General features: G+C 70.1%; 25 protein-coding genes. 12 read left to right on the top strand and 13 right to left on the bottom strand.

Translation table 11 applies throughout. From position 1 onward, the window contains the following. The first annotated feature begins 40 nt into the window (after window positions 1–40). Complete coding sequence (locus ACZ7L6_RS13585) at window positions 41–571, top strand: GtrA family protein (RefSeq protein WP_471923224.1); 531 nt, start codon at window positions 41–43, stop codon at window positions 569–571. Window positions 572–573: 2 nt separating this feature from the next. Continuing rightward, the gene (locus ACZ7L6_RS13580; RefSeq protein WP_471923222.1) at window positions 574–1599 is read left to right on the top strand and encodes a YihY/virulence factor BrkB family protein; all 1026 of its coding nucleotides are present in this window, start codon (window positions 574–576) and stop codon (window positions 1597–1599) included. Here ACZ7L6_RS13580 and ACZ7L6_RS13575 read toward each other — a convergent pair. Then, window positions 1547–2833: a D-alanyl-D-alanine carboxypeptidase family protein gene (locus ACZ7L6_RS13575; protein ID WP_471923220.1), complete on the bottom strand. Its 1287-nt coding sequence runs from the start codon at window positions 2831–2833 to the stop codon at window positions 1547–1549. The genes ACZ7L6_RS13580 and ACZ7L6_RS13575 overlap by 53 nt on opposite strands. A gap of 91 nt (window positions 2834–2924) precedes the next feature. Here ACZ7L6_RS13575 and ACZ7L6_RS13570 point away from each other — a divergent pair, with 91 nt between their 5' ends. The 4 genes from ACZ7L6_RS13570 (at window position 2925) to ACZ7L6_RS13555 (ending at window position 6818) form a co-directional block, all read left to right on the top strand. Then, window positions 2925–3164, top strand: coding sequence for an SCO4848 family membrane protein (locus ACZ7L6_RS13570; RefSeq protein ID WP_398820666.1), 240 nt, complete (start codon window positions 2925–2927; stop codon window positions 3162–3164). A 57-nt stretch (window positions 3165–3221) separates the two neighbouring features. Further along, the gene (locus tag ACZ7L6_RS13565) at window positions 3222–4553 is read left to right on the top strand and encodes a metallophosphoesterase (RefSeq protein WP_471923218.1); all 1332 of its coding nucleotides are present in this window, start codon (window positions 3222–3224) and stop codon (window positions 4551–4553) included. A gap of 204 nt (window positions 4554–4757) precedes the next feature. Continuing rightward, entirely contained in the window at window positions 4758–6314 is a 1557-nt protein-coding gene (locus tag ACZ7L6_RS13560; protein ID WP_471923216.1) for an ABC transporter substrate-binding protein, read from the top strand. Between the two features lie 96 nt (window positions 6315–6410). After that, window positions 6411–6818, top strand: coding sequence for an ATP-binding protein (locus tag ACZ7L6_RS13555; RefSeq protein WP_471923214.1), 408 nt, complete (start codon window positions 6411–6413; stop codon window positions 6816–6818). A 38-nt stretch (window positions 6819–6856) separates the two neighbouring features. Here ACZ7L6_RS13555 and ACZ7L6_RS13550 read toward each other — a convergent pair whose 3' ends face one another. Both ACZ7L6_RS13550 and ACZ7L6_RS13545 read right to left on the bottom strand, forming a co-directional pair. Next, complete coding sequence (locus ACZ7L6_RS13550) at window positions 6857–8320, bottom strand: sensor histidine kinase (RefSeq protein ID WP_471923212.1); 1464 nt, start codon at window positions 8318–8320, stop codon at window positions 6857–6859. Beyond that, window positions 8317–9006 carry a response regulator transcription factor gene (locus ACZ7L6_RS13545; RefSeq protein WP_471923210.1) on the bottom strand — a complete coding sequence of 230 codons (690 nt, stop codon included), beginning with the start codon at window positions 9004–9006 and terminating at the stop codon, window positions 8317–8319. The genes ACZ7L6_RS13550 and ACZ7L6_RS13545 overlap by 4 nt, the downstream gene beginning before the upstream one ends. A 164-nt stretch (window positions 9007–9170) precedes the next feature. Here ACZ7L6_RS13545 and ACZ7L6_RS13540 point away from each other — a divergent pair, with 164 nt between their 5' ends. Continuing rightward, window positions 9171–11582, top strand: a complete 2412-nt coding sequence (locus ACZ7L6_RS13540) for an MMPL family transporter (RefSeq protein ID WP_471923413.1) — start codon at window positions 9171–9173, stop codon at window positions 11580–11582. Window positions 11583–11628: 46 nt separating this feature from the next. On the opposite strand, the gene ACZ7L6_RS13535 is transcribed toward ACZ7L6_RS13540, so the two are convergent. From ACZ7L6_RS13535 to ACZ7L6_RS13515, 5 genes are all read right to left on the bottom strand, one after another. Then, the gene (locus ACZ7L6_RS13535; protein WP_471923208.1) at window positions 11629–12429 is read right to left on the bottom strand and encodes a TetR family transcriptional regulator; all 801 of its coding nucleotides are present in this window, start codon (window positions 12427–12429) and stop codon (window positions 11629–11631) included. Window positions 12430–12482: 53 nt separating this feature from the next. Next, complete coding sequence (locus tag ACZ7L6_RS13530) at window positions 12483–13508, bottom strand: trypsin-like serine peptidase (protein ID WP_471923206.1); 1026 nt, start codon at window positions 13506–13508, stop codon at window positions 12483–12485. A gap of 202 nt (window positions 13509–13710) precedes the next feature. Then, window positions 13711–14247, bottom strand: coding sequence for a thiol-disulfide oxidoreductase DCC family protein (locus ACZ7L6_RS13525; RefSeq protein ID WP_471923204.1), 537 nt, complete (start codon window positions 14245–14247; stop codon window positions 13711–13713). Window positions 14248–14260: 13 nt separating this feature from the next. Continuing rightward, the gene (locus ACZ7L6_RS13520; RefSeq protein ID WP_471923411.1) at window positions 14261–14668 is read right to left on the bottom strand and encodes a hypothetical protein; all 408 of its coding nucleotides are present in this window, start codon (window positions 14666–14668) and stop codon (window positions 14261–14263) included. Between the two features lie 98 nt (window positions 14669–14766). Then, window positions 14767–15177 (bottom strand): VOC family protein, encoded by a 411-nt coding sequence (locus tag ACZ7L6_RS13515; RefSeq protein ID WP_471923202.1) that lies wholly within the window; start codon window positions 15175–15177, stop codon window positions 14767–14769. Between the two features lie 68 nt (window positions 15178–15245). On the opposite strand from ACZ7L6_RS13515, the gene ACZ7L6_RS13510 reads away from it, so the two are divergent. Then, window positions 15246–15638, top strand: a complete 393-nt coding sequence (locus ACZ7L6_RS13510; RefSeq protein WP_471923200.1) for a hypothetical protein — start codon at window positions 15246–15248, stop codon at window positions 15636–15638. Further along, window positions 15638–18127, top strand: a complete 2490-nt coding sequence (locus ACZ7L6_RS13505) for a DUF4132 domain-containing protein (RefSeq protein WP_471923198.1) — start codon at window positions 15638–15640, stop codon at window positions 18125–18127. Before ACZ7L6_RS13510 ends, ACZ7L6_RS13505 begins: the two co-directional genes overlap by 1 nt. 176 nt (window positions 18128–18303) lie before the next feature. Here the strand turns inward: ACZ7L6_RS13505 and ACZ7L6_RS13500 are convergent, their stop codons facing one another. The 5 genes from ACZ7L6_RS13500 to ACZ7L6_RS13480 all read right to left on the bottom strand — a co-directional run bounded on the left by ACZ7L6_RS13500 (window position 18304) and on the right by ACZ7L6_RS13480 (window position 22515). Then, window positions 18304–19065, bottom strand: coding sequence for a succinate dehydrogenase iron-sulfur subunit (locus ACZ7L6_RS13500; RefSeq protein ID WP_398820700.1), 762 nt, complete (start codon window positions 19063–19065; stop codon window positions 18304–18306). Further along, the gene (gene sdhA, locus ACZ7L6_RS13495) at window positions 19065–20819 is read right to left on the bottom strand and encodes a succinate dehydrogenase flavoprotein subunit (RefSeq protein ID WP_471923195.1); all 1755 of its coding nucleotides are present in this window, start codon (window positions 20817–20819) and stop codon (window positions 19065–19067) included. Before sdhA ends, ACZ7L6_RS13500 begins: the two co-directional genes overlap by 1 nt. 22 nt (window positions 20820–20841) lie before the next feature. Next, a complete protein-coding gene (locus ACZ7L6_RS13490) occupies window positions 20842–21336 on the bottom strand; it encodes a succinate dehydrogenase hydrophobic membrane anchor subunit (RefSeq protein ID WP_471923193.1) in 495 nt (164 codons plus the stop codon). Between the two features lie 8 nt (window positions 21337–21344). Then, window positions 21345–21725, bottom strand: a complete 381-nt coding sequence (sdhC, locus tag ACZ7L6_RS13485) for a succinate dehydrogenase, cytochrome b556 subunit (protein WP_078504082.1) — start codon at window positions 21723–21725, stop codon at window positions 21345–21347. A gap of 250 nt (window positions 21726–21975) precedes the next feature. Beyond that, a complete protein-coding gene (locus ACZ7L6_RS13480) occupies window positions 21976–22515 on the bottom strand; it encodes a 2-oxo-4-hydroxy-4-carboxy-5-ureidoimidazoline decarboxylase (protein ID WP_471923190.1) in 540 nt (179 codons plus the stop codon). Between the two features lie 214 nt (window positions 22516–22729). On the opposite strand from ACZ7L6_RS13480, the gene ACZ7L6_RS13475 reads away from it, so the two are divergent. The 3 genes from ACZ7L6_RS13475 (at window position 22730) to ACZ7L6_RS13465 (ending at window position 25618) form a co-directional block, all read left to right on the top strand. Then, a complete protein-coding gene (locus ACZ7L6_RS13475; protein ID WP_471923409.1) occupies window positions 22730–24343 on the top strand; it encodes a beta-N-acetylhexosaminidase in 1614 nt (537 codons plus the stop codon). Window positions 24344–24431: 88 nt separating this feature from the next. After that, window positions 24432–24929, top strand: a complete 498-nt coding sequence (locus tag ACZ7L6_RS13470) for a hypothetical protein (protein ID WP_471923188.1) — start codon at window positions 24432–24434, stop codon at window positions 24927–24929. A gap of 116 nt (window positions 24930–25045) precedes the next feature. Further along, window positions 25046–25618 (top strand): hypothetical protein, encoded by a 573-nt coding sequence (locus ACZ7L6_RS13465; RefSeq protein ID WP_471923186.1) that lies wholly within the window; start codon window positions 25046–25048, stop codon window positions 25616–25618. Window positions 25619–25632: the final 14 nt, after the last annotated feature.

The raw sequence follows: 25632 nt of genomic DNA, 5'->3' as shown, positions 1-25632 counted from the left end.
GCGCGCGCGGGACGACCGAAATGAACCGCCACGTACGCGCGTGTGGGCTGACCCAGCCGAACCGTCACGCACGCGCGCGTGGGCCGACCGAGCCGAACCGTCACGCACGCGCGCGTGGGCCGACCGAGCCCAATCCCCGCCCCGTCGGCCCCTCACCGCCCGGAAAGTCACCCGCCGCGAGCTCGTCGGCTTCGCCACCGTCGGTCTTCTCGCCTACGCCGTCGACCTCGCCGTCTTCACCTGCCTGCGCGGGCCGGCCGCCCTCGACCCCCTCACCGCCAAGGCGCTCGCCTTCGTCGCCGGCTGCACCGTCGCCTACGCCGGGAACGCCCTCGGCACCTACCGCCACACGCACCCGAGGGGCGTGCGCCCGTACGCCGTCTTCTTCGCGGTGAACACCGCAGGAGCGGCCGTACAGCTGCTGTGTCTCGGCGTGAGCCACTACGGCCTCGGCTTCACCTCCCAGCGCGCGGACACCGTGTCCGGCGCCGGAATCGGTATGGCGCTGGCTACTGTCCTGAGGTTTTGGGGCACTCGGACATTGGTCTTCCGAACCGAGGGCAGAGTCTGATCATGGACTGGCTGAAAAAACTCCCCGGCGCCGGGCCCATGGTGACCCGGCTGATGACCACGCACGCGTGGCGGTCGTACGAGCGCATGGACCGGGTGAAGTGGACACGGCTGGCCGCCGCGATGACGTTCACCAGCTTCGTCGCGCTGTTCCCGCTGCTCACCGTGGCCGCGGCGATCGCCGCCGCGACGCTCAGCCAGGAGCAGCAGGACAAACTGGAGGACAAGCTCGCCGAGCAGGTCCCCGGCATCTCCGACCAGCTCGACATCGACGCCCTGGTCCAGAACGCCGGCACGGTCAGCCTCATCGCCGGCGCCGTCCTGCTGTTCACCGGCATCAGCTGGGTGGGCTCCATGCGCGAGTGCCTGCGCGCCGTGTGGGAGCTGCCCGACGACGAGGAGAACCCCGTCCTGCGCAAGGCCAAGGACGCGGGCGTCCTGGTCGGCCTCGGCGGCGCGGTGCTGGTGACGATCGTGGCCTCCACGGTGGCCTCCGCGATGGTCGGCTGGATCACCCGGCAGATCGGCATCGACGAGGGCGGCTGGGGCGGCGTCCTGCTGCACATCGCCGCGTTCCTCGTCGCCGTACTCGCCGACTTCCTGCTCCTGCTGTACGTCCTGACCCTGCTGCCCGGCGTCGAACCGGCGCGCCGTCGGCTGATGGTGGCGGCGCTGATCGGCGCGATCGGGTTCGAACTGCTGAAGCTGCTGCTGAGCGGCTATATGCAGGGCGTGGCCACGAAGAGCATGTACGGCGCGTTCGGCGTGCCGGTCGCCCTGCTGCTGTGGATCAACTTCACCGCCAAGCTGGTGGTGTTCTGCGCCGCCTGGACGGCGACCCAGAGCAAGGAGACCGAACTCGCCGAGGAGTCGGGGGACTCGGGTGAGCCGGAGGACTCGGGCGAGCTCGAACACGCGGGCGGACCCGAAGGCTCAGGTCCGCCCGAGGGCTCAAGTGCGCCCGCGAAGCCCGGCGTCAGGGGCGGCTCCGACGGCGCACCAGGTCGGGCAGCGGCCACCGGCGGTTGATCAGGAACACGCCCGCCGCGAGCAGCACCAGCACCCCGCCGGTGATCCCGAGCGCGACCCCGATACCGCTCGAGCCGCCGGCCGCCGAGGCACCCACCGCCGACTTCGAGGACTCCTGGCCGTCCCCGGTGCCACCGGCCTCCCCGGCGTCGTTCGCACCCGGCTGCGCGCTGGCCTGCACCGCGCCCTTCGGCGGCACCAGCTCACCCACCGGCTGCACCTTGCCGGCCGCCTTGAAGCCCCAGTCGAACAGCCGCGCGGTCTCCTTGTAGACCTCGTTGTGCTCGCTCTTCTCCGGGTTCATGACCGTGACGAGCAGCACCTTGCCGTCGCGCTCGGCCACACCGGTGAAGGTGGCGCCGGCGTTCGTGGTGTTGCCGTTCTTGACGCCCGCGATGCCCTGGTAGACGGGGATGTCGCTGTCGCCCGCCAGCAGCCGGTTGGTGTTCTGGATCTCGAAGGACTCGCGGACCGACTTGCCCTTCTTGCTCTTCTTCGTCTCGCCCGGGAACTTGGCGGTGACGGTCGAGCAGTACTCGCGGAAGTCCTTCTTCTGCAGCCCCGAGCGGGCGATCAGGGTGAGGTCGTACGCCGACGAGACCTGGCCCGGGGCGTCGTAGCCGTCGGGGGACACGGCGTGCGTGTCGAGGGCCTGGAGCTCCTCGGCGTGCTCGTTCATCTCATCGACGGTGTTCTTGAGCCCGCCGTTCATCTTCGACAGGACGTGCACCGCGTCGTTGCCGGAGCGCAGGAAGACCCCGAGCCACAGGTCGTGGACGGTGTACGTCTCGCCCTCCTTTATCCCGACCATGCTGGAGCCGGAACCGATGTCCGCCAGGTCGGACGGGACGACCTTGTGCTCCATGGTCCTCGGGAACTTCGGCAGCACCGTGTCGGCGAACAGCATCTTCATGGTGCTCGCGGGCGCCAGCCGCCAGTGCGCGTTGTGCGCGGCGAGCACCTGGCCGGACTCGGCGTCGGCGACGACCCAGGAGCGGGCGGTCAGGTCCTTGGGCAGGACGGGGACGCCGCTCGCGAGGTTCACCTGTGTGCCGGGCCGGCCGAGCCGTTCGCCGCCCACGGTCGACATGTTCGCCGGGGGAGTGGCCGACGGGCTCGTACTCGGTGACGGCTTGGGAGCCGCGTGGGAGACGGGCGCGGTCAGCGCGAGGGACGACAGGACGGCGGAAGTGACCAGCAGGGATCGCCTGGCGGTCTTCTTGGGTGCGGGCACGACGGAGAAAGTACATGCCGTTCCCATGGAAGTCCCGCTTCCGTCCCCACCCCGCTCGGGGAACCGGACACGCGATGGTGATACTGAACCTATGAAGCTCAGCCGCCCCGTCTCCTGGTTCCTGCTCGCCTTCGGGGTGTGGAGCTGGGTCATCTGGGTCACTTTCGTCAAAAACCTGATCAAGGACAGCAGCGGGCTCGCGTTCGACGACGGTCACCCGACGGCGTACTTCTGGGTGCACCTGCTGCTCGCCGTCGTCTCCTTCGTATTGGGGACGGTCATCGGGGTCATCGGGTTGCGCGGAGTGCGCGCACTGCGCCGCACGTCATAGGAACTCGGCCAAGGCCCGGGACGTTCACTCGGCACACAAAGGAAAGGGAACGTCGGCGTGGTCATCGTCTTCGCGCTCGTCGCACTGCTCGTGTTGTCCGCCCTGGTGGCGGGCAACTGGTTCGTGTGGCGCCGCCTCTTCCGCGACACGACCCGCGGACCCGGGTTCGTGCGCCGCGCGGGCGCGGTGGTGATCGCCGGCGGCTGGGCGCTGACGGTCGGGGCCCTCGTCGCCGAACGCGCGGGCGCACCTTTCCTGCTTCAGCAGATCCTGGCCTGGCCGGGCTTCCTGTGGCTGGCCCTGTCGATATACCTGCTGCTGGGAGTGCTGGTGGGTGAAGTCGTACGACCACTGCTGCGGCGCTGGGTCGAGCGGCGGGCGCGCGCCGGGGAAGCCGTACGGGAACCGGAGCCGGTGCCGGCAGGAGTGGCAGCGGCCGCATCGCCCGACCTGAACTCGGACCCGGCGTCGGCGCTCACGACCGACCCGTCACCGGCGGCCGCGCCCGATCCGATCCCGGCCCTCGCCCCGGATTCCACCGACCCGTCACGCCCCCTGGCCACCCCGACCCGCCGCCTCTTCGTCTCCCGTGTCGTCGCCGGTGCCGCCGCCGCGGCCGCCGTCGGCACCGTCGGCTACGGCACGTACGGCGTGCTGCGCGGCCCGAAGGTGAAGCGGGTCACCGTCCCGCTGGCCAAGCTCCCGCGCGCGGCGCACGGTTACCGGATCGCGGTCGTCAGCGACATCCACCTGGGCCCGGTCCTGGGCCGGGGCTTCGCCCAGAAGGTCGTCGACACGATCAACGGCACTCAGCCCGACCTCATCGCGGTGGTCGGCGACCTGGTGGACGGCAGTGTGAAGGACCTCGGCCCGGCGGCCGCCCCGCTGGCCCGACTGAGGGCACGGCACGGCGCGTTCTTCGTCACCGGCAACCACGAGTACTTCTCGGGGGCCGAGCAGTGGGTCGAGGAGGTACGCCGTCTGGGCCTGCGCCCTCTGGAGAACGCCCGTACCGAGCTGCCCCACTTCGACCTGGCCGGTGTCAACGACGTCGCGGGCGAGGACGAGGGCCAGGGCCCCGACTTCGCCAAGGCCCTCGGCGACCGGGACAGAGCACGCGCGTGTGTGCTCCTCGCCCACCAGCCGGTCCAGATCCACGACGCCGTCGACCACGGCGTCGACCTCCAGCTCTCCGGCCACACCCACGGCGGCCAGCTGTGGCCCGGCAACCTCATCGCGGAGATGGCGAATCCGACCCTGGCCGGCCTGGAGCGCTACGGCGACACGCAGCTGTACGTCAGCCGGGGCGCAGGAGCCTGGGGTCCGCCGACGCGCGTGGGCGCCCCGTCGGACGTCACGGTGATCGAGCTGGCGTCCCGTCAGGCCTGAGGAGAACGGCCCCGTCAGCCCACTCTGTGAACAGCCTGTGAAACCCGCCGGAAACGCCCGTAGGTAAGTTCTTTCCCATGTCACCAGAATCCCCTTCCCCCTGGTGAAACACGTGTGATTAGGTGTGCGCGCCACTAAGGGGAGTGGCGCAAATCCATTGCTCATGCGGGGGCCCCGTTCGAGGGCCTGGGGAGAGGCACACCCATGCGTTCTGTTCGCATGCGGATTCTCGCGACGCTGCTCGTGCTGGCGGCCGTGGGAGTGGGCGGCTGGCAGTTGCTGCCGTCGCAGGAGGACCAGGGCAGGACCATCACGGTCGGTACGACGGACGCGGTCACGTCGCTCGACCCGGCCGGCGCCTATGACGCCGGGTCCTGGGCGCTGTTCAACAACGTCTTCCAGTCATTGCTGACCTTCGAGCCGGGCGGCACCACACCCGTGCCGGACGCGGCCGAGAGCTGCGCCTTCGCCGGCACCGAACTGACCACGTACCGCTGCGAACTGCGCGAGGGCCTCACGTTCCCGAGCGGGCGCGCGATGACCGCGCAGGACGTCAAGTACTCCTTCGACCGGGTCAAGCGGATCAAGTCGGACGTCGGCCCGTCCGCCGTGCTGGACACGCTCGGCTCGGTGAGCGCGAGCGGCCGCACGGTCACCTTCCATCTGTCGTCGCCGGACGCCACGTTCCCGCTGAAGGTGGCCACCGGGGCGGGTTCCATCGTCGACCGCGAGAAGTATCCGGCGGGCGCGCTGCGCACCGACAACGGTGTCGACGGCACCGGCCCGTACACCCTGACGGCGTACACGAAGGACAAGAAGGCCGTCCTCGCGCCCAACACGCACTACACGGGCGCCCTCAAGGGCACCGGCCGTCCCGTCGAGCTTCGCTACTACGCGGACGCCGACGCCCTCGCCGACGCCTGGAAGGCGAAGCAGGTCGACGTCGCCACCCGCACGCTGCCGCCTGAGGTCCTCGCCGGTCTGAACGCCTCCGACCCGGACCAGCGCGTCTCCGAGGCGGACAGCTCCGAGATCCGCAACCTGTACTTCAACACCCGCGCCGGTTCACCGCTGCACGACGTCCGGGTCCGGCAGGCCATGGCCTGGCTGATCGACCGCGAGCGGCTGGCGGCCACGGTGTACAAGGGCACCGTCGACCCGCTGTACTCACTGATTCCGACCGGCATCACCGGCCACACGACGTCGTTCTTCGACACCTACCCCAAGCTCAGCACCGCCAAGGCGCGAGCCCTGCTCGACGAGGCCGGCGTCAGCCTGCCCGTCCGCTTCACCTACGGCTACGCCACCGGCCGCGGCGCCGCCGCCGAGGAGGCCGCGGAGATCAAGCGGCAACTGGAGGCGACCGGCCTGTTCAAGGTGACGGTCAAGGGCTACGAGTGGACCGACTTCCAGAAGCGCTGGGCGGGCGGCAAGCTCGACGCGTACGCCGTCGGCTGGGTCGCCGACTTCCCGGACCCGGACACCTACGGCAGCCCGCTCGTCGGCACCGACGGCACCATGAACACCGGCTACAGCAACAAGGACGTCGACCGGCAGATCACGGCGAGCCAGCAGTACGCCGACCGCGGCGAGGCCGTAAGGGACCTCCGCTCGGTGCAGGAGACCGTGGCGCGCGACGTCCCGGTCATTCCGCTGTGGCAGGCCAAGGAGTACGTCGTCACCACCGAGGACGTCGGCGGCGGTCAGTATCTGTCGGACGGCACCGGGGTCTTCCGGCTCTGGCGCCTCTCCTGGATCTGACGCGATCTCGCGCCCTTGACATTCCCCCTGCTGATGCCAGGGGGCCACTCCGCGCTGCACCATGTGGCGAAGGCGTGTGCGGGGTGAGGAGCAAACGTGGTGAGACGCAACGTCTTTCGGCTGCCCCGGCACCCGGCGTCCGTCGGTCTCGCCCGGCGCCGGGTCCGGGACCATCTGGCCGACTGGGGGCACGGGCCACGGGATCCGGCGCTGGAGGACGCGGTGCTGCTCGTCTCGGAGCTGGCCACCAACGTCGTACGCCACGGACCCCTTGTTGAACGCGAGTTCGAGGTCGCCGTGACCGCGCTCGCCGACGGTTCCTGCCTGATAGAGGTCTCGGACGAGGGTCGGCTCGAACCCCGGTTACGGGTGGTGGAGCAGTGGGACGAAGCCGGTCGCGGGTTGCATCTGGTGGAGAACCTGGCTGCGGCTTGGGGGGTGTGGAGCCGGGGGAGACATGGGAAGACCGTCTGGGCACTTGTTGCTCCGCTAGGAGTGCAGTGACGCCGGCGGAGCCGCATGTCGATGCAGCCCCGCGCCCCTCAGGTCGGCAGTGTCACCGTCACCTTCAAGCCCTCACCCGGCGCTGTGTCCACCGTCACCTCCCCGCCGTGCGCCTCCACCACCCCCTGCACGATCGCCATCCCCAGACCGCTGCCCGCACCCCCGCCCGCCCGGAAGAACCGGTCGAAGACGCGTGCCGCGTCCTCCGCGCACAGCCCCGGCCCCTTGTCCTCGACACACAGCCGTACGACCCCGTCGGCCCGGTTCACCCCCAGCCGCACCGGCACGTCGGCGGGTGTGTGCGTGCGGACGTTGCCGATCAGGTTGCCCAGCACCTGGCGCAGCCCCGACTCGTCGGCGCGCACGAGCAGGGTGCCGTCGGCGTCGACCGTGAGGGGCCGTTCCGGCTGCTGTGCCCGCAGGTCCTGGGCGGCGTCGCGCACGAGGCGGCTCAAGTCGACGTTGCGGAAGCGCAGTTCGGGCTGCTGGTCGAGGCGGGCGAGGGTGAGCAGTTCGTCGACGAGGCGGCCCATGCGGTCGACCTCGCCGTTCATCCGGTCCCAGGCACGCTTGCGCTCGGCCGGCTCGACCAGCATCCCCTTGTCGTACAGCTGGAGGTAGCCGCGTATCGCGGACAACGGCGTGCGCAGCTCGTGTGAGGCGTCACCGACGAAGCGGCGCAGCTGGGCCGCGCTGCGCTCGCGGGTGCGGTACGCCGACTCCACCTGGTGGAGCATCGAGTTGAGGGCGACCCGGAGCTGTTCGACCTCCAGGGTGGCCTCTCGACTGGAGGGGACGCGCCGGGTCAGATCGCCCTCGGCGATCGCGGACGACGTCTCCACCATGTCCTCCAGCGGCTGCATCCGGCGCCGCACGCTGAACATCGTCAGACAGCCGAGCAGCGCCAGCAGCAGCGTGCCGACGGCCAGGTCCATCCTGAGGGCCTTGCCCATGCCCTCGTGCAGACCCTCGGTCGGTATGGCGATCAGCACGACGGTGCCGTCCGACAGCCGCGCGCCGGACATCCGGTAGCGCTCACCGTCGACCCGTACGTCCCGCGGCTCCTCGTCGGCGGCGAGGGCCGCCGGGTCCTTCGCGGCGGCGGCCAGCGCGTGCTGGCGGGGTGTCGGCTTCAGCGGGCCCAGGGCCACCGGCCGCCCGGCGGAGTCGACCGCGACGTACACCATGGTCGGGCTGGGCAGCGGATCCGTGTCCGTGGCTCCCTCGCCGGTGAACTTGTCCAGCGCGATGCCCAGTTCGCTCAGCGACTCGATCTGCTGCAGGGTGAACCCGGCGTTCCGCAGGGTGGTGCGCGCGGTCTTCAGTTCGGTGTCGACCTTGTCGAGCAGGTAGAAGCGCGCGGTCATCAGGCTGACCGCGGTGGCGACGGCGATGCCGACGGCAAGGAGCGCCACGTTCGCCAGCGTCAGCTTGCCGCGCAGCGAGTGGATGCCGCGCCGGCGGCAGACGTCGAAGATGCCGACGATCCTGGGACGCCTCATGCCAGCCCGTATCCGACGCCCCGCCGGGTGGTGATCACCGGCGGTCCCAGGGCGTCCAGCTTGCGCCGCAGATAGCTGATGTAGGTCTCGACGACGGTCGACTCGGGCGGGGTGTGCTCGTACTGCCAGACGTGGCGCAGGAGTTGCTCCTTGGGCACGATCCGGCCGCCGTTGCGCACCAGGAAGCGCAGCAACGCGTACTCGGTGGGGGTGAGTTCGACGGTCCGGCCCGCGCGGCGCACCGAGTACGTCGTCTCGTCCAGCTCCAGGTCGCCGTAGCTGAGCGGCGGTCGCTGCGGCAGGACGTCGGCCGGCCGGGTGCGGCGCAGTACTGCCGTTATCCGCGCGATCACCTCGTCGATGTTGAACGGCTTGGTGATGTAGTCGTCGCCGAAGCCGAGCGCGCCGACGATCTCGGCGGGCGAGTCGCGTGCGGTGAGGAAGACGAGCGCCAGGTCGGGCCGCCGCTCGCGCAGTTCACGCCCGAGGGCGCGGCCGTCGCCGTCCGGGAGCATGACGTCGAGCAGCGCCGCGTCGGGCCGGGTGCGCTCGGCGAGGGCGAGCGCCTCGCGGACCGTGCCCGCGATCACGACCTCGAAACGGTGGTAGCGCAGGGCGATGGCGAGGACGTCCGCGATGGACTCCTCGTCCTCCACGACCAGCACGGTGCCAGAAGCCGTCGTCATGCCCCCAGTATCGGCGGGGCCACTGACAGTCGGGCGGTTGTTCCCTTTGGAGTTCCTTGAGAGTCATGGCCCTCGCCTGCCACGCGCGCGTGCCGCAGCCAATGCTGTTGCCCAGGACCTGGGGGACCGACCGAACCGAATAAGGAGCGTTGAGCGTGGCGGCATTGGCACGGTGGTGCTATCGGCACCGGCTGGTGGTCCTGTTGCTGTGGTTGGGGGCACTGTTCGGCCTGGGCGCGGCGAGTTCGGCCGCGGGCACGAACTACGCGAACGTCTTCTCCCTCCCGGACACGGACTCCGCGACCGCGTACGACCTGATGGAGAAGGCCTTCCCGGAGCGCGCGGGCGACACCGACACGGTGGTGTGGAAGGTGGACGGCGGTTCCGTACGGGACGAGTCCGTACGGTCCCGGATCGAGCCCGCGCTCGAGGAGATCGGGCGGATGAAGGGAGTCGGTGAGGTCACCGACCCCTACGCGGACCGGTCAGCCGCGCAGATCAGCCGGGACGGGCGGATCGCGTACGCCCAGATCACCTTCACCGAGCAGGCGAACGCCGTCCCGAAGGAGCTGATCGAGGACGTCGTCGACACGGCGCAGGCCGCCGAACGCGACGGCCTCCAGGTCGAGCTGGGCGGACAGGCGATCGCCCGCACCCAGGAGCCGCCGCAGGGCACGGCGGAGGCGGTCGGCATCCTCGCGGCGGCGGTCGTGCTGTTCCTGGCCTTCGGTTCGCTCTTCGCGATGCTGCTGCCGATCGTCGTGGCGATCGCGGGCGTCGGCACCGGCATGATCGCGACGATGCTGATGAGCCATGTCACGGACGTGCCCGAAGTGGCGCCGCTGCTCGGCTCGTTGATAGGCCTCGGCGTCGGCATCGACTACGCCCTGTTCATCGTCACCCGGCACCGGCGCGGCATCCTGCGCGGGATGAAGCCGGAGGAGGCGGCGGTGACCGCCCTGAACACCTCCGGCCGTGCGGTGCTGTTCGCGGGCGGCACGGTGTGCATCGCGCTCGCCGGAATGCTGGTGATGAACATGCGGTTCCTGGACGGCGTGGTCGTCGCGACCTCGCTCACCGTCGTCCTGAGCGTGCTGGCCGCGATCACCCTGCTGCCCGCACTCCTCGGACTGCTCGGCATGCGGGTGCTCAGCCGCCGGCAGCGGCGCAAGCTGGCCGCGGCGGGACCGGAGCCGGAGGAGGCGAGCGGACTCGCGGCGCGCTGGTCGTCGTACGTCCAAAGGCGCCCGCGTCCGGTCGCCGCGCTGGCCGTCGTCGTCATGGCGGTCCTCGCGATCCCCGTGCTGTCGCTGCGCCTCGGCGCCACCGACCAGGGCAACCACCAGGAGTCGCAGACCACGCGCCAGGCCTACGACCTGCTCGCCGAGGGCTTCGGGCCCGGCTTCAACGGCCCGCTCCAAGTGGTCGTCGAGGGCGACGCCCCCGCCGCTCTGGTCGACGGCATCCGGTCGACCGAGGGCGTCGCACAGGTTGCCGACCTCCCGCCTGCCAACGGCGTCACGGTCATCCAGGTCGTACCGGACACGTCGCCCCAGTCCGAGCAGACGGACCAGTTGATCGACCGGCTGCGCGACGACGTGATCCCGCAGTCCGGGGCCGAGGCCCATGTCGGCGGGGTGACGGCGGTCTTCAAGGACTTCGCGTCCGTGACCGGCGACCGCCTGCCCTACTTCGTCGCGACGATCATCGCGCTCGGCTTCCTGCTCCTGCTGGTGGCCTTCCGCTCGCTCGTGGTGCCGCTGACGGCCGCCCTGATGAACCTCATCGCGGCCGCGGCGTCCTTCGGCGTCCTGGTGGCGATCTTCCAGTGGGGCTGGGGCACCGAGCTCATCGGCGTCGGCAAGGAAGGCCCGATCACCTCGTTCCTGCCGGTCATCATGCTGTCCCTGCTGTTCGGCCTCTCCATGGACTACCAGGTGTTCCTGGTGAGCCGGATGCACGAGGAGTGGGTGCACACCAAGGACAACGCGCGCGCGGTCCGCGTCGGCCTCGCGGAGACCAGCCGGGTCATCAACTCAGCCGCTCTGATCATGATCTGTGTCTTCAGCGCGTTCGTGCTGAGCGGCGACATGGAGGGCGCGATGGCGGGCATCGGTCTCGCGGCAGCCGTCGCCCTGGACGCCTTCATCCTGCGGACGGCCCTGGTGCCGGCCGCGATGCACATGCTCGGCAGGGCGAACTGGTGGCTGCCGGACTGGCTGGAGAAGCGGCTGCCGCATCTGGCCGTCGAACCGAAGGAGGAGGCCGCGGTGGCCGAGGAGGAGCCGGCCCGGGACGGCAGGGCCTCGGTCGTGCACGGCTTCATCCGTACCGCCGACGGTGAGCCGGTCGACGGCGCGGCGGTGACGCTGCTGACGAAGGGCGGGCGTCAGCTGGACCGGGTGACGTCCCTGGCCGACGGCTCGTACATCGTCTCGGTGCCGACGCCGGGAACGTATCTGCTGGCGACGAGCGCCGAGTCGTACGGGTCCCGGGCGGGCCAGGTGGTCGTGGCGGACGGGCCGCTGGTGTACGACGTGGAGCTGGCCGAGGGCGAGGTGGACGCCGTCAACTGAGCATCACGGAAACGGCTTTCGGGGCGCTCGTCGTCGGCGGGCGCCCCTAGCTGTCGGCTTCCCCGTTCGCCCTTCCCTTCCTCTTCCCCTTCTCCGTCTCCTTCGCCGGATCCGGCAGCGCGTTCGTCATCCCCGGCAGGAAGTCCGTGAACAGCTCGTGCACCTCGCGCACCAACGGCCGCAGCACGCGGAACCGCGCCAGCGAGACGCCCCGCGCGGTCAGCCGGGCACCCCGCTCGGCCAGCCGGTAGCTGCGCTCGCGCCCCTCCGTCCGGTCGAAGATCCAGTACAGGACGAGCCCCATCTGCGCGAGCCACATCAGCTCGGGCAGCACGTCCCGGAGCTCCTCGGGCACCTTGGTCTTCGTCGCGCCCGCAAGCACCTGCCGATGGACGCTGATGGCCTCCACGCGCGCGTGCTCCGACTCGGGGGAGAAGGGGCTGAGCGGGCTGTCGGGGTCGGCGGCGTTCTTGAAGAACTGCACCGCGAACTCGTGGTACGGCGTCGCGATGTCCAGCCACACCTTCAGGACGCCCCCGAGCCGCGCCTCAAGGTCGGTCTCCCGGGCCAGGACATCCCGGACCGCCGCCTGGTGCTCGGCGGCGATCCGGTCGTAGAAGCCCTGGATCAGGTGTTCCTTGCCCTCGAAGTAGTAGTACGCGTTGCCGACGGAGACCCCGGCCTCCTGCGCGATCGCCCGCATCGTCGTCTTGTCGTAGCCCCGCTCCTGGAACAGCCGCATGGCGGTCTCCAGGATCAGCGCACGGGTCTGCTCCGACTTGGCGCGGGTCTGCTCGGACTTGCTGGACGCGTCGCCCTGTTCAGGGCTTTCGTTCTTCGAGGACACGGAACGAGAGCCTAACGAGTGCTGTTTCGGCCGTCCGCCAGGAGGACCGTCGGTCAGGACGCCTGTGCCGTCTGGTACAGGTTCTGGGCGTCGGCGCCGAAGTACGGGCCGTACATCCGGTTGGGCAGGAAGTTGTACTTGAAGCTGTTCACCGAGGACAGCAGGCCCGTGCCCGTGGACTCGTTGAACTTGGTGAACCAGGGGCCGCCGCTGGAGCCGCCGGTCATGTTGCAGTTCATGCCGTGGTCGTTGGACAACAGGAAGTCCCGGCTGGTGTTGCCGCTGCAGTAGATGAACTTCTCACCGTCGTACGGGGAGGCCGCCGGGAAGCCGAACGAGTACATGGGCAGGTTGTAGCCGGTGTTGAAGGCCAGCCCCTGACCGCCGACGACGTCCGTCAGCAGCTTGCCGTCCAGCGGGGCCACGACCGCGGCGCCGACGTCGTAGTTGATGTCCTCGCTCGCCGTCCACTGCGGTGTGGACAGCGTCTTCGACGCGGTCCAGCGGCCGTACGGGGCCTGCCCGTCGTGGTAGCCGGGCACGAAGACCCAGTTGGTGTGCCAGGCGCCGTCCAGCTTCACACAGTGGCCCGCCGTGATCACGGTGCTCTTGTTGGCGCTGGTGACGGCGTTGCCGGAACAGGACGCCGTACGGCCCTGGTAGGTGAAGAACACCCGGCCCGCCGTGGACACGACCGCGCCGCCGCCGGTCCACTGGCCGCCACTGTTGGGGAAGGCCAGCAGACCGATGTCGGCGGCGGCCCTGCCGACCGCCGCGGCCGGGGCGCTGGGCGCGACGGTGGTCGCCTTCCCCTTGAGGGGCGCCGAACCGCCGTCGTAGTGACCGTTGACGCTCACCAGGTCGAGCGGGGTCGCCCCACGCATGCGTTGCGGTGTCCAGAAGTCACGGGCCTGCTTCTGCGCGCCGGCCGAGACCGAGCTGACGCCGGTGGAGCTGTCGGACCTCGGCGCGGCACCCGCGGGCGCGGCCAGGGCGCCGGCGGTGAGCAGTGCGGTGACACCGACCAGGGCGCCGACGAGGGGGCGGGGTATGCGGGTGACGCGGGTTATGCCTCTCACGCGTACTCCTTCTGCGATGGGGGGACCGTGCGACCGGGTGGGCCGCCCGGCTGACAGACAGTCGGTCGAGAGCGGAGTGGAGAACCGGGAGGCAGCGTGCCAACCCGCAGACGGTTTTGGAAGAGCGCATGCCAAAACCGAGTCCGAAAGCGGGCCTTTCGTGGCGAGTTGGTCCCTCTTGCGCCCCCTCCCGGCGCCCGCCTCACCCCGTGGTGCAGGTACCGCTGTCGCAGCCCGGCGGGTTGTACGTCCAGCCCCGACTCGGGTCGTACGACCACCCGTCCGCGCGCCGGTAGACCTGCCCGCCCCACTGCCCGCCGTCCCGCCGCGCCCCACCCTGCTGCGCCCCGCGCCACTTGGCGGCGGCGAGCACGGCCCCCTTGGCGAGCAGGGCCCCCGAGGGAGTGCTGAGGCGATGCGCGAGTCCCCTGTGCTCGCGCAGCGCCCACAGCGTGACGATCCAGGCGGCGCCGCCCCGGTAGACCTGCCCGGCGTCGCCGACGACGGTGATCTCGTCGAGGGTGGCGCCGTGGTCGAGGCCGGGACAGCGCCGCCGGGCCTCCTCGGACCCGGCCGGCACCAGCTCCAGCGGAACCAGCTGCGGCTGCCGTACGAGCCAGTCGCGCAGGAAGGAGCACAGGGAGCAGTCGGCGTCGTAGAGGACGGTCAGTCGGCGGACCGGGGTGGCGGGCCCCGCGCTCGGTGCGTGGGGCCCGCCGGCCGCGGCGGCGTCCGTCATGCCGGCCACTCGGTCACGCCCCGGCCGACGGAGCGGCCCAGCCCTGCGGAGCGACCGGAGGCACCTGCTCGCGCTCCATCACCCCGCGCCGGCGGATCTTGTTGAGCACGTAGACGTTGCCCAGGTGCATCACGCCGAGCACCAGGAGGACCACGCCGAGCTTGGTCGACAGGGCCTCGAAGATCCCGCGCGTGTCGAGGATGGTGTCGTCGTCGCTCAGGTACAGCGCGACGAAGCCGAGGTTGACGAGGTAGAAGCCGACCACCAGCAGGTGGTTCACGGCGTCGGCGAGCTTCTCGTTCCCGCGCAGCACGTCGGCGAGGAAGATCCGTCCGTTGCGGCTGAGCGTGCGGGCCACCCAGATGGTGAGGGCGATGCTGACGACGAGGTAGATGACGTAGGCGATGACCGTGCGGTCCATGGCCTCCCCCTTCTTGAACGCGTTCAAAACGCTGACGAGGAAGACTCTAGGCCCGTCTTTGAACGTGTTCAACTCAATAGGGTGAGGCCTCCGTCACGTCATGACCTGCGTGCCAGTTCCGGCCGCTTGGTGTAGTCCGTGAACCCGACGACGTTCCCCCAGGGGTCGGGGATCTCGACGGTCCACCCGGTGGCCCCGGAGAACGGCTCGTCGAGCGGTGTGATGCCCACCTCGCCCAACGCCCGCGCCGCCGCTCGCGCGTCCGGCACCTCCAGCCACACCCGCGGATACGGCCACGGAGGCGGCCGGTGTCCCAGCGCCTCCTCGTGCCGCAGCAGGATCCCGGGCGTCTCGCCCCCGACCTTCAGCAGTGCGATCCCGGCCTCGTCGAGCCGGAACCCGACCGTGAACCCGGCGCATTCGTAGAACCGGACGGCCTCACCGAGGTCGCCGACCGGCAGCAGCACGTTGTCGAACCCGAGCAGCTCGTACGACTCGTCATCTGACATGCCGTCAGGGTAAGGGGATGATCGGCCGGAACCGGGGATTGTCAGTGGTGGCTCGTACTGTCGTGGGCATGGGAATCGTGACCTTCGTCGACGAGACGACAAGCGGGAGCCGCAGCGACGGCTGGGGGCTCGAGATCGCCGAGGAACGGCTCACCGTGCGTGAGTTGATCCGGCGCCGGGTGTTCCAGGAGGTCGCCGAGTACAACGCGCGGACACCGGAGGTCTTCCAGGGACTCGTGCAGCCGGAGGACACCGAGCGTGTCCTCAACGGCTACGCGGTGCGCACCCGCCGCCGGATAGACCCCGAGGCGCAGACCGAGCTGGCCCTGAAGGCCTTCGCGGGCAACGGCTTCCTCGTGCTCGTGGGCGACCGTCAGGTCACCGCACTCGACGACGAGGTCGAGCTCGGGCTCGGCACCGAGATCACGTTCCTCAAGCTCGTCCCCCTGGTGGGTGGCTGATGACCGAGGCACCTTCCGAGTACGCGCGTGTGGTCTCCCTCGTCATCGACCTGATCGACGCCGAGGACACCGACAACCTCGTCCCCGAACTGCTCGCGCTCGCCGAGATGGTCGGTGACCACTGGGGCTTCGAGGGCCGCAAGGTCGTCGACGCCGTGTGCGCCGCGCCCGAGCGCTTCCAGGCCGGGCTGGTGCACGCCCTCGCCGTCCGGTACCACGAGTTGGAGCCGGGCACAGCCGCGCAACGCAGCATCGTGATCCTGCTCGCCAACCTGCGGAACGTCCATCCGACGGCCGACGGGCAACCGCTCGACACCCGCCTGGCCCTGATCAGCCTGGCCGCGGAGCAGGACGTCCACTACAACCCCGAGCACCTGATCCGGCTCGCCGAGCTGGAGCTGGCCGACGGCCGTGAGCTGCCCGGTGAGCTCGTCGCCGTCATCCGCCGTTCGTATGTGACCCTGTGGGACGGCAAGTCGAGGCTCGGCTCGCTGGTCGCGCGGATCGACGGCCCCGTTCTGAACCCCGGTGAGGCCTGGGCGGACCGGGCGCTCGCCGAGCTGGCCGAGCTCGGCGACGACTGGCGGCACCTGCTCGCCCACGCGGCCACCGCAACTGCCGCCCGCCCCTCCGCGAAGTGGGAGAAGGCCGGCCGCGCGCTGATCGCTCCGCTGGGCGCCGACGAGGTGCGCGAGCGGCTGCCGGCCTGGCTGCGGCTGGTGGGACGGCCCCGCACGCGCCCCCTGCTCAACCGGAGCTACGGCGCCGACCCCAACGCCACCTTCGACCCGTACAACGCCGACGCGCTGCGCGGACTGGCCTGGCTGCTTTCCTTCCTGCCGCCGCACCCCGAGACGGCCCGCGTCCTGGGCGCCCTCGTCGACACCTCCCTGCGCAAGGTCCCGGGCGTCGGACCGGTGAACCCCAAGGTCGCGAACGCCGCGGTCAACGCCCTCGCCCGCATCGACGGCGAGGCGGCCCTCGCCGAACTGGCCCGCCTCGCCACCCGCGTCACCTACAAGGGCACGCTCAAGCTGCTCGACACCGGTCTGGACGCCCGGGCGAAGGCGATGGGCCTGAGCCGCGAGGAGATCGAGGAGCTGGCCGTGCCGGCGTACGGCCTGACGGAGGTCGGTCACACGGAGCACCGGCTCGGCGAGGTCACCGCCCTGCTCGAAGTCCAGGGACCCAAGGTGGTGTTGAGCTGGCGCAACGCGAGCGGCAAGGCGGTCAAGAGCGTGCCGGCCGCGGTCAGGCGCGAGCACGCCGACGAGCTCAAGGAGCTCAAGGCCACGGTCAAGGACATCGACAAGATGCTCTCGGCGCAGAGCGAGCGCCTGGACCGTCAGTTCCTGGCCCGCCGCACCTGGTCGTACGCCGCGTGGCGCGAGCGCTACCTCGACCACCCGTTGGTCGGCACACTCGCCCGCCGCCTCCTGTGGACGGTCGACGGTACGACGGTCGGCTACGCGGACGGGGAGCTGCGGACTCTGGCCGACGCACCGGTGACCCAAGGCACCCGAGTCGCACTCTGGCACCCCGTCGGCCATGAACCCGCCGAGATCGTCGCCTGGCGCGACTGGCTGGAGCGGCACGGCATCACCCAGCCCTTCAAGCAGGCCCACCGCGAGGTGTACCTGCTGACGGACGCCGAGCGCGCGACGGGGACGTACTCGAACCGTTTCGCGGCACACGTCCTGCGCCAGCACCAGTTCCACTCGCTGGCCGCGATCCGGGGCTGGCACAACAAACTGCGCCTGTCCGTCGACGACGAGGCACCGCCGGCCGTCCGTGAGCTGCCCCAGTGGGGCCTGCGTGCCGAGTACTGGATCGAGGGCGACGGCGGTGAGAACTACGAGGACATCACCGACTCCGGCAGTTTCCTGCGCTTGCGCACCGACCAGGTCCGCTTCTACCCGATCGATGCCCCGCCCAACTCGGCCCACTGCTGCGGCGGTGAGTACCGCATGTGGCTGCGCGACGGTGCCGTCCCGGTCGACCCGCTGCCCCTGACGGACATTCCGCCGCTGGTCCTGTCGGAAGTCCTGCGCGACGTGGACCTGTTCGTCGGCGTGGCCAGCGTCGGCAACGACCCGACCTGGCAGGACGGCGGCCCGGGCGGCCGCTTCCGGGAGTACTGGACGTCGTACGGCTTCGGCGATCTGGGCGTGAGCGCTCAGACCCGCCGGGCCCTCCTCGAACGCCTGATACCGAGGCTGGCGATCGCCGACCGCTGCACGATCGAGGGCCGCTTCCTGCACGTGAAGGGCGAACGCCACACCTACAAGATCCACCTCGGCTCGGGCAACATCCTCATGACCCCGAACGACCAGTACCTGTGCATCGTCCCCAAGTCCAACCCTGCCGCCCCGCAGACGGGTTACCTGCCGTACGAGGGTGACCGGATGATGGCGGTGATCCTGAGCAAGGCGATGATGCTGGCCGACGACATGAAGATCACGGACCCGACGATCCTGAGCCAGCTATGAGCAGGCCACCCTCCGCGTACCCACCGCGATGTCGTCCATACGGAGGTCGTACGAGGACGGGTCTGATGCGCAAGGCTGATGCCGGGGAGTGGTGAACGACGGAGGGCCCCGTCCCCGGTACCGACCCGGGAGACGGGGCCCTCACAGTCGTACGGAACGCCGTACCGGGAGCGGCCTCAGAAGCGGCGCGTGATCAGGGCCTTCTTCACCTCGGCGATCGCCTTCGTGACCTCGATGCCGCGCGGGCAGGCGTCCGTGCAGTTGAAGGTCGTGCGGCAGCGCCAGACGCCGTCCTTGTCGTTGAGGATCTCCAGGCGCTGTTCGCCCGCCTCGTCACGCGAGTCGAAGATGAAGCGGTGGGCGTTGACGATGGCCGCGGGGCCGAAGTACTGGCCGTCGTTCCAGAAGACCGGGCACGAGGACGTGCAGGCCGCGCACAGGATGCACTTCGTCGTGTCGTCGAAGCGCTCGCGGTCCTCGGCCGACTGCAGCCGCTCGCGCGTGGGCTCGTTAGTGTCCTTCGTGATGAGGAAGGGCATGACGTCCCGGTACGCCTGGAAGAACGGCTCCATGTCCACGACCAGGTCCTTCAGGACCGTCAGGCCCTTGATGGGCTCGACCGTGATCGGCTTCTCGGGGTTGATGTCCTTGATGAGGGTCTTGCAGGCAAGGCGGTTCTTGCCGTTGATCCTCATCGCGTCCGAACCGCAGATGCCGTGGGCGCAGGAACGGCGGAAGGTCAGCGTGCCGTCCAGGTCCCACTTGATCTTGTGGAGGCCGTCGAGGACGCGCTCCTTCGGGTCGATCTCCAGCTGGAAGTCTTCCCAGGTCGCCTCCGCCGAGACCTCCGGGTTGAAGCGGCGGACCCGGAAGGTGACCGTGATGTACGGGGACGCGGCGGACTCGGCCTCCACCTTGTCCATAACGGGGGTTGCCATCAGTACTTACGCTCCATCGGCTGGTAGCGGGTCTGGACGACCGGCTTGTAGTCGAGACGGACGGACTCGGTGCCGTCGTCGCCCACCTCGCGGTACGCCATGGTGTGGCGCATGAAGTTGACGTCGTCGCGGTTCGGGTAGTCCTCGCGGTAGTGACCGCCGCGGGACTCCTTGCGGGCCAGCGCGGACACGGCCATGACCTCGGCCAGGTCGAGCAGGTTGCCCAGCTCGATGGCCTCCAGCAGGTCGGTGTTGAACCGCTTGCCCTTGTCCTGGATCGAGACGTTCTTGTAGCGCTCGCGCAGCTCCGCGATCTTCTCGACCGCCGTCTTGATCGTCTGCTCGGTGCGGAACACCATGACGTTCGCGTCCATGGTCTCCTGGAGCTCCTTGCGCAGGACAGCGACCCGTTCGGTGCCCGTCGACGTGCGCAGCCGCTCCACCTGCTCGATCACGAGCTCGGCCGGGTTCTCCGGCAGCTCGACGAAGTCCGCCTTCTGGCTGTACTCCGCCGCCGCGATGCCGGCCCGCTTGCCGAACACGTTGATGTCCAGGAGCGAGTTCGTGCCCAGACGGTTGGCGCCGTGCACCGACACGCAGGCGACCTCGCCGGCCGCGTACAGGCCGGGGACGACGGTCGTGTTGTCGGCCAGGACCTCACCCTCGACGTTCGTCGGGATGCCGCCCATCGCGTAGTGCGCGGTGGGCTGGATCGGGATCGGGTCCGTGTACGGCTCGATACCGAGGTAGGTCCGCGCGAACTCGGTGATGTCGGGCAGCTTGGCGTCCAGCTGCTCCGGCGGGAGGTGCGTGAGGTCCAGGTAGACGTGGTCGCCCTCGGGGCCACAGCCGCGGCCCTCGCGGATCTCCGTGTAGATGGAGCGGGACACGACGTCTCGCGACGCCAGGTCCTTCATCACCGGCGCGTACTTCTCCATGAAGCGCTCGCCGTCCTTGTTGCGGAGGATGCCGCCCTCACCACGGGCGCCCTCCGTCAGCAGGATGCCCATGCGCCAGATGCCGGTCGGGTGGAACTGGAAGAACTCCATGTCCTCCAGCGGAAGCCCGCGCCGGTAGACCGCCGCCTGGCCGTCGCCCGTGAGCGTGTGCGCGTTCGACGTCACCTTGAAGAACTTGCCGCAGCCGCCGGACGCGTAGATCACGGCCTTCGCCTGGAAGACGTGGATCTCGCCGGTGGCGAGTTCGTACGCGACGACGCCCGCCGACTTCTTGACGCCGTCTTCCTCGGTGATCAGCTGGTCCAGGACGTAGAACTCGTTGAAGAACTCCACGCCCTCCTTGACGCAGTTCTGGTACAGCGTCTGGAGGATCATGTGGCCGGTGCGGTCCGCGGCGTAGCAGGACCGGCGGACCGGGGCCTCGCCGTGGTTGCGGCTGTGACCGCCGAAGCGGCGCTGGTCGATCGTGCCGTTCGGCGTGCGGTTGAACGGCAGGCCCATCTTCTCCAGGTCGAGGACCGAGTCGATGGCCTCCTTCGCCAGGATCTCGGCGGCGTCCTGGTCGACCAGGTAGTCACCGCCCTTGACCGTGTCGAAGGTGTGCCACTCCCAGTTGTCCTCCTCCACGTTGGCCAGCGCGGCGGCCATGCCGCCCTGCGCGGCGCCCGTGTGGGAGCGGGTGGGGTAGAGCTTGGTCAGCACGGCGGTGCGGCTGCGCTTCGTGGACTCGATGGCCGCGCGCATACCGGCGCCACCGGCGCCGACGATGACGGTGTCGTACTTGTGGATCTTCATGGTGGTTGCCTCAGCCCCGTGCCTAGCGGATGTTCGGGTCGAAGGTGAAGATCACCAGCGTGCCCAGCAGGATGGTGAACACCGTGGCGGTGTAGAGCAGGCCCTTCAGCCACAGCCGGGTGTTCGCGCGCTCCGCGTAGTCGTTGATGACCGTGCGCAGGCCGTTGGCGCCGTGCAGCATCGCGAGCCACAGCATCAGCAGGTCCCAGACCTGCCAGAAGGGGCTCGCCCAGCGGCCCGCCACGAAGGCGAAGCCGATCTTCGACACGCCGCCGTCCAGCACGAGCTGGATCAGCAGGTGGCCGATGACCAGGACGACCAGCACGATGCCGGACAGCCGCATGAACAGCCACGCGGCCATCTCGAAGTTGCCCCGCGTGGACTTCGGGGTCTTCTTGGTGCGCTTGCGCGGCGCCTCGATGTAGGGGGCCGGGTTGTCGACGTTGTAGAGGGACTCGCCCTCGACGGGGCCGACACCGGTGGCGGTCTTCTCAGTGGTGACTGCGTTGTTTGACATCGTGCGCGTCAGCTCCCGAACAGTTCACGAGCGGCGTGGCCGAGAACGGGGTAGATGGCCCCGAGCATCAGCACGAGCCACAGGCCGACGACGGACCAGAGCATCTGCTTCTGGTAGCGCGGGCCCTTCGACCAGAAGTCGACGGCGATGACGCGCAGGCCGTTGAGCGCGTGGAAGAGGATGGCGGCGACGAGGCCGTACTCCAGCAGCGCGACGATCGGCGTCTTGTACGTGGCTACGACCTTGTCGTAGTCCTCAGGGGAGACACGGACGAGAGCGGTGTCCAGCACGTGAACGAACAGGAAGAAGAAAATGAGGACGCCGGTGACTCGGTGAGCCACCCAGGACCACATTCCTTCCCGGCCGCGGTACAGCGTTCCAGCCGGCACGGAAGTTCCTCCGGGAGCGGGGATTGGGGCCAGCCGGCTTGTGCTGTCGGTCGGGCCCGGCCGGGTACGGTCCACCGGCCCCCAGCATCGTAGCGATGCGCTGCCGTTTGGCTGAGCCGGGGGCTGGCGGTGTGATCAAACTGGCACGCGGATGGGTTATTGGCGGCTAATGGGGTGGTGTGTCCTGTTATTTGCCGGGTGCGGCGCCGTGGGGGCTTGTCGCGCCCGCGCGGCGGTAGCCGCAAATCGACTACAGCCCCGCGTCCCTCAGGGCGCGGACCAAACGCCCCTTGGCGAGGCGGCGGAGTTCGTCTGCCGTCAGGGCTCGTTCCTCGTCCGGATCGTTTGTCAGCCGGGATCGGATGGCCTGCAGCACGTGGTCCAGGGCCTCCTCCGGCGGCAGGCCGTCCAGGCAGATGACGAATGCGTGGCCGAACTTTGCCTCGTATGCCGCATTTGCCGCGTTGAGAGCCGTGTGTGCCGCCCCGTATGCACCCTCCGGGAGTACAGGCAACGTTTCTTCCGCCAGGGCCTCCGCCAAATCCCCCGGAGCCAGGTCGTACGCCGCCTCGTCCGAAGCCGCCAGCAGGGAGTCGACGTCGGGATACGGGCGGTGGCTCGCGATCCGGGTGGCCCAGCGGGCGCTGTGCAGGCAGGTTAGGAGGGTGTGGCGGACCTCGTCGGCGGGGGCGGAGTTGAAGGACTCCAGCCCGTTCGGCGACGGTGGAGTACGGGTCTGCTCGGGGAGCGACGGTATGGCGACTCGGCCAGGAAGGTGTGTGGGCGTCACGTGGGTTTCGGCAGGGGATTTTGGGAGAGGAGTGGCGCCACGTTATCGAGAGTGGACGTGACGTGTCCGACGGATGCCCGAATTTCAGTCGAACGGGAGAGTTTCGGAACGTGTGGTGGACGTCTGATGGAACTCACAGGCCTAGGTTGACGCCGTGAGCCAGCACAAGCACAGGCGCCGGTCGCCGGCGAAGAGCCCGCTGACGCAGACGTGGGTGCTGATCGTCGCGGTGGTCGTCGTGACGGTCGCTGCCGGGGTGGGCCTCGGGCTCCTGGCCACCGGGGACGGCGGAGGGGCCGGCGAGACGCCGCAGGGGCGGACGGCCCCCGGTACGTCCCGGGCCGCCTCGCCCTCCCCCTCCGAGGGGGCGACCAGTCCGACCCCGTCGCCCACCCGGTCGTACCCGCTCTCCCAAGCCCCCCGGACCATTCCCGCCGTGAGCTCCCACACCGCCGCCCGCGGGCCCGGCTGGCGTCCCGCGCGCGGGGAGCGGGTCGTCGTGAGCGACGCCGGGCTCGCCGACGAGGGGCGGCTCCTCGCGGGTGAGCTGGGGCTGACGTACGCCGGTGAGAAGGAGGACGTGCGCGCCGGGGACGTGCGGCTGGCACTGAAGAGCGGGCAGGGCGCGGACCCGGAGTCGTACACCATGACCGTGCGCCAAGGGCGCGTGGAGATCAGCGGCCCGGGTGAGGCGGGGGTCTTCTACGGGACCCGGACGCTCAAGCAGGAGGTGCACGGCGGGGGTACGGCACCGGAGGGTGTCGTGCGCGACGCGCCGGCCAAGCCGGTGCGCGGGTTCATGCTCGACATCGCCCGCAAGCACTTCACCGCGGACTGGATCGAGGACCGGGTGCGCGAGCTGGGGGACCTGAAGTTCAACCAGCTGGGGCTGCATTTCTCCGACGACCAGGGGTTCCGCATCGAGTCCGACTCGCACCCCGAGATCGTGTCCCGGCAGCACCTCACCAAGGCCCAGGTCAGGAAGATCGTCCAGCTGGCGGCCGCCCGGCACATCACCGTGGTGCCCGAGATCGACTCGCCCGGGCACCTGGGCGCGGTCATCGCCGCGCACCCCGATCTGCAGCTGCGGAACGTGTCGGGTGTCGCCACGCGCGGGGCGATCGACATCTCCAACCCCGAGTCCGCGAAGATCGTCGACGACCTGCTCGACGAGTACGCCGGTCTCTTCCCCGGCGGTCAGTGGCACCTCGGCGGGGACGAGTACCAGGCGCTGACCGTGTCCAACCCCGAGCTGACCTACCCGCAGCTCGCCGCCGCCGCGCGGGAGGCCTACGGTGCTTCGGGGACCGTCGCCGACCTGACCACCAAGTGGCTCAACGACCGCGCCGCCACGGTCCGGGCCCACGACCGCGTCCCCCGCGCCTGGAACGACGGGTTCTTCCGGAACACGTCCGTCCAGCCGGACAAGGACATCCAGGTGGCGTACTGGACGGGCAAGGAGATCGGCGCGCGGGTGCCCGTGCAGTATCTGAGCGCGGGGCGCCGGCTGATCAACTACAACGACGAGTTCCTCTACTACGTGCTGGGGCAGCCGCAGACCTTCGTCTATCCGACGGGGCAGCGGATCTACGAGCAGTGGACGCCGCGGGTGGTGCGGGGAACGGTGGCCGTGCCGAGTGCGTACGACGACCAGATCCTCGGCGGGTCCTTCGCGGTGTGGTGCGATATCTCGAACGCGCAGACCCAGGCGCAGGTCGCCGCCGGGATCCGGATGCCGCTCAGGGCGACGGTGCAGAAGCTGTGGGACGCGCGGACGCCGGCGCTGTCCTGGACGGAGTTCCGCAGGCTCGCCGACCGGCTGAGCTGAGCTGTGGATTGCCCCATACGGCTGCGGACATCCGTACGACTGTGGTGTATTCGGCACCGGCCGAACCGAACAGCCAGGGGGAACCGGGATGGGCTACTGGGGGTACTTCGTCGTGGGCCGCGGGGAGCGGCCGCTGGCGGAGCTGGACGCGCTGTCGGGTGTCGAGGGCCTGGCCCTGCGCGAGCAGGCGCCGGGCGGCTGGCAGGTGTGGGAGTACCCGAGCGGGGAGGGCGACGTCGGGAACATGAACGACCTGGCCCGCGAGACGGGGGCGCCCGCGCTGTTCGGGTACGTCATGGACAGCGACTGCGTGGTCGTGGAGGCCGCGGCGCCCGAGAGCGGGGGGTGGACGACCTGCCTGGGGCGGGCCGCGATGGCCGGGTACCTCGGCGAGGACGGGCTCACGGTCGAGGACTACTTCCTCGAACCCCCTGACGCCGCCGAGCGCGCCGTCGCCTGGGCCGCCGAGGCCGGGCACGAGGTGAACGCCGAGGCGCTCGTCGACGTACTCACCGCTGAAGCGGACCCTTTGGCCGAAAACCTCTTCTTCCGGCTGCTCGACCGGCTGGGCGTCGTCCCCCTGTGACACTCAGGGGTCGTCGCACGCAGTAAGGGGAGGTGCGGGCTCCGTTAGGGAAGGAGCCTGCCAGGGGCCTGTGCGGGGACCCCGACCCTCACGAAAGACCCGCTTAGGAGGCGTGGATGAGCCTGGTGGAACTGATCGCTCAGGCCGACGAACGCGGACTGGCCGCCAGCGGGTTGGCTTGTTTGGATCGGTGTGTGCCCCTGCTGGGCGGCGACGACGAGGTGCTGCGGCCGCTGTGGGCGAACCTCGCGTCGGGCGGGGACCCGGCCGCCTGGGGCGAGCTGCTGGAGCAGGTGCGCGTCAAGCTGGGCGTCGCCGATGTCGTGGACGACGAGGGCGTCGAGGACGAGGCCGCGCTGCTCGCCCGGCGGATGCTCGCGGCCGCCCCGGCCGTGCGGGACGCCGCCGAGGCACGAATATGGGCCGACGCCTGCTCGGTCGCCTCGCTGCAGGTGCACCGGCTGCTCGACCCCGCGGAGGACGAGGCGTCCTCGGTCGACGCACGCCGTGAGGGCCGTACGGAGGGCATGTCGCCGCTCGTCGCCGCCGAACTGCGCCGCCAGGTCAGCGTCCTGGAGCTGCTCGCCGGGCATGGTGCGGGCGGGCTGCGCCGGGCGCTGGAGGTGTCGACGGAGGGGCGGCGGGTGCTGCGGGCCGTGGTGTCGCGGCGGGCCCGGGGGCGGGGCTGACGCCCTGCCCCTGC

It is taken from the genome of Streptomyces sp. NPDC107522 (assembly GCF_055657525.1).
Note: the sequence above shows the minus strand (reverse complement) of the source record. Positions and strands in the feature narration are given on the sequence as shown.

Excerpts from the sequence above, each read along its gene's own strand:
- ACZ7L6_RS13580 (WP_471923222.1), top strand. The coding sequence starts at position 574 with ATGGACTGGCTGAAAAAACTCCCCGGCGCCGGGCCCATGGTGACCCGG.
- ACZ7L6_RS13520 (WP_471923411.1), bottom strand. The coding sequence starts at position 14,668 with ATGGACCGCACGGTCATCGCCTACGTCATCTACCTCGTCGTCAGCATC.
- ACZ7L6_RS13505 (WP_471923198.1), top strand. The coding sequence starts at position 15,638 with ATGACCGAGGCACCTTCCGAGTACGCGCGTGTGGTCTCCCTCGTCATC.
- ACZ7L6_RS13525 (WP_471923204.1), bottom strand. The coding sequence starts at position 14,247 with ATGACGGACGCCGCCGCGGCCGGCGGGCCCCACGCACCGAGCGCGGGG.
- ACZ7L6_RS13570 (WP_398820666.1), top strand. The coding sequence starts at position 2,925 with ATGAAGCTCAGCCGCCCCGTCTCCTGGTTCCTGCTCGCCTTCGGGGTG.
- ACZ7L6_RS13490 (WP_471923193.1), bottom strand. The coding sequence starts at position 21,336 with ATGTCAAACAACGCAGTCACCACTGAGAAGACCGCCACCGGTGTCGGC.
- ACZ7L6_RS13545 (WP_471923210.1), bottom strand. The coding sequence starts at position 9,006 with ATGACGACGGCTTCTGGCACCGTGCTGGTCGTGGAGGACGAGGAGTCC.
- ACZ7L6_RS13510 (WP_471923200.1), top strand. The coding sequence starts at position 15,246 with ATGGGAATCGTGACCTTCGTCGACGAGACGACAAGCGGGAGCCGCAGC.
- ACZ7L6_RS13470 (WP_471923188.1), top strand. The coding sequence starts at position 24,432 with ATGGGCTACTGGGGGTACTTCGTCGTGGGCCGCGGGGAGCGGCCGCTG.
- ACZ7L6_RS13465 (WP_471923186.1), top strand. The coding sequence starts at position 25,046 with ATGAGCCTGGTGGAACTGATCGCTCAGGCCGACGAACGCGGACTGGCC.
- sdhA (WP_471923195.1), bottom strand. The coding sequence starts at position 20,819 with ATGAAGATCCACAAGTACGACACCGTCATCGTCGGCGCCGGTGGCGCC.
- ACZ7L6_RS13550 (WP_471923212.1), bottom strand. The coding sequence starts at position 8,320 with ATGAGGCGTCCCAGGATCGTCGGCATCTTCGACGTCTGCCGCCGGCGC.
- ACZ7L6_RS13515 (WP_471923202.1), bottom strand. The coding sequence starts at position 15,177 with ATGTCAGATGACGAGTCGTACGAGCTGCTCGGGTTCGACAACGTGCTG.
- ACZ7L6_RS13560 (WP_471923216.1), top strand. The coding sequence starts at position 4,758 with ATGCGTTCTGTTCGCATGCGGATTCTCGCGACGCTGCTCGTGCTGGCG.
- ACZ7L6_RS13500 (WP_398820700.1), bottom strand. The coding sequence starts at position 19,065 with ATGGCAACCCCCGTTATGGACAAGGTGGAGGCCGAGTCCGCCGCGTCC.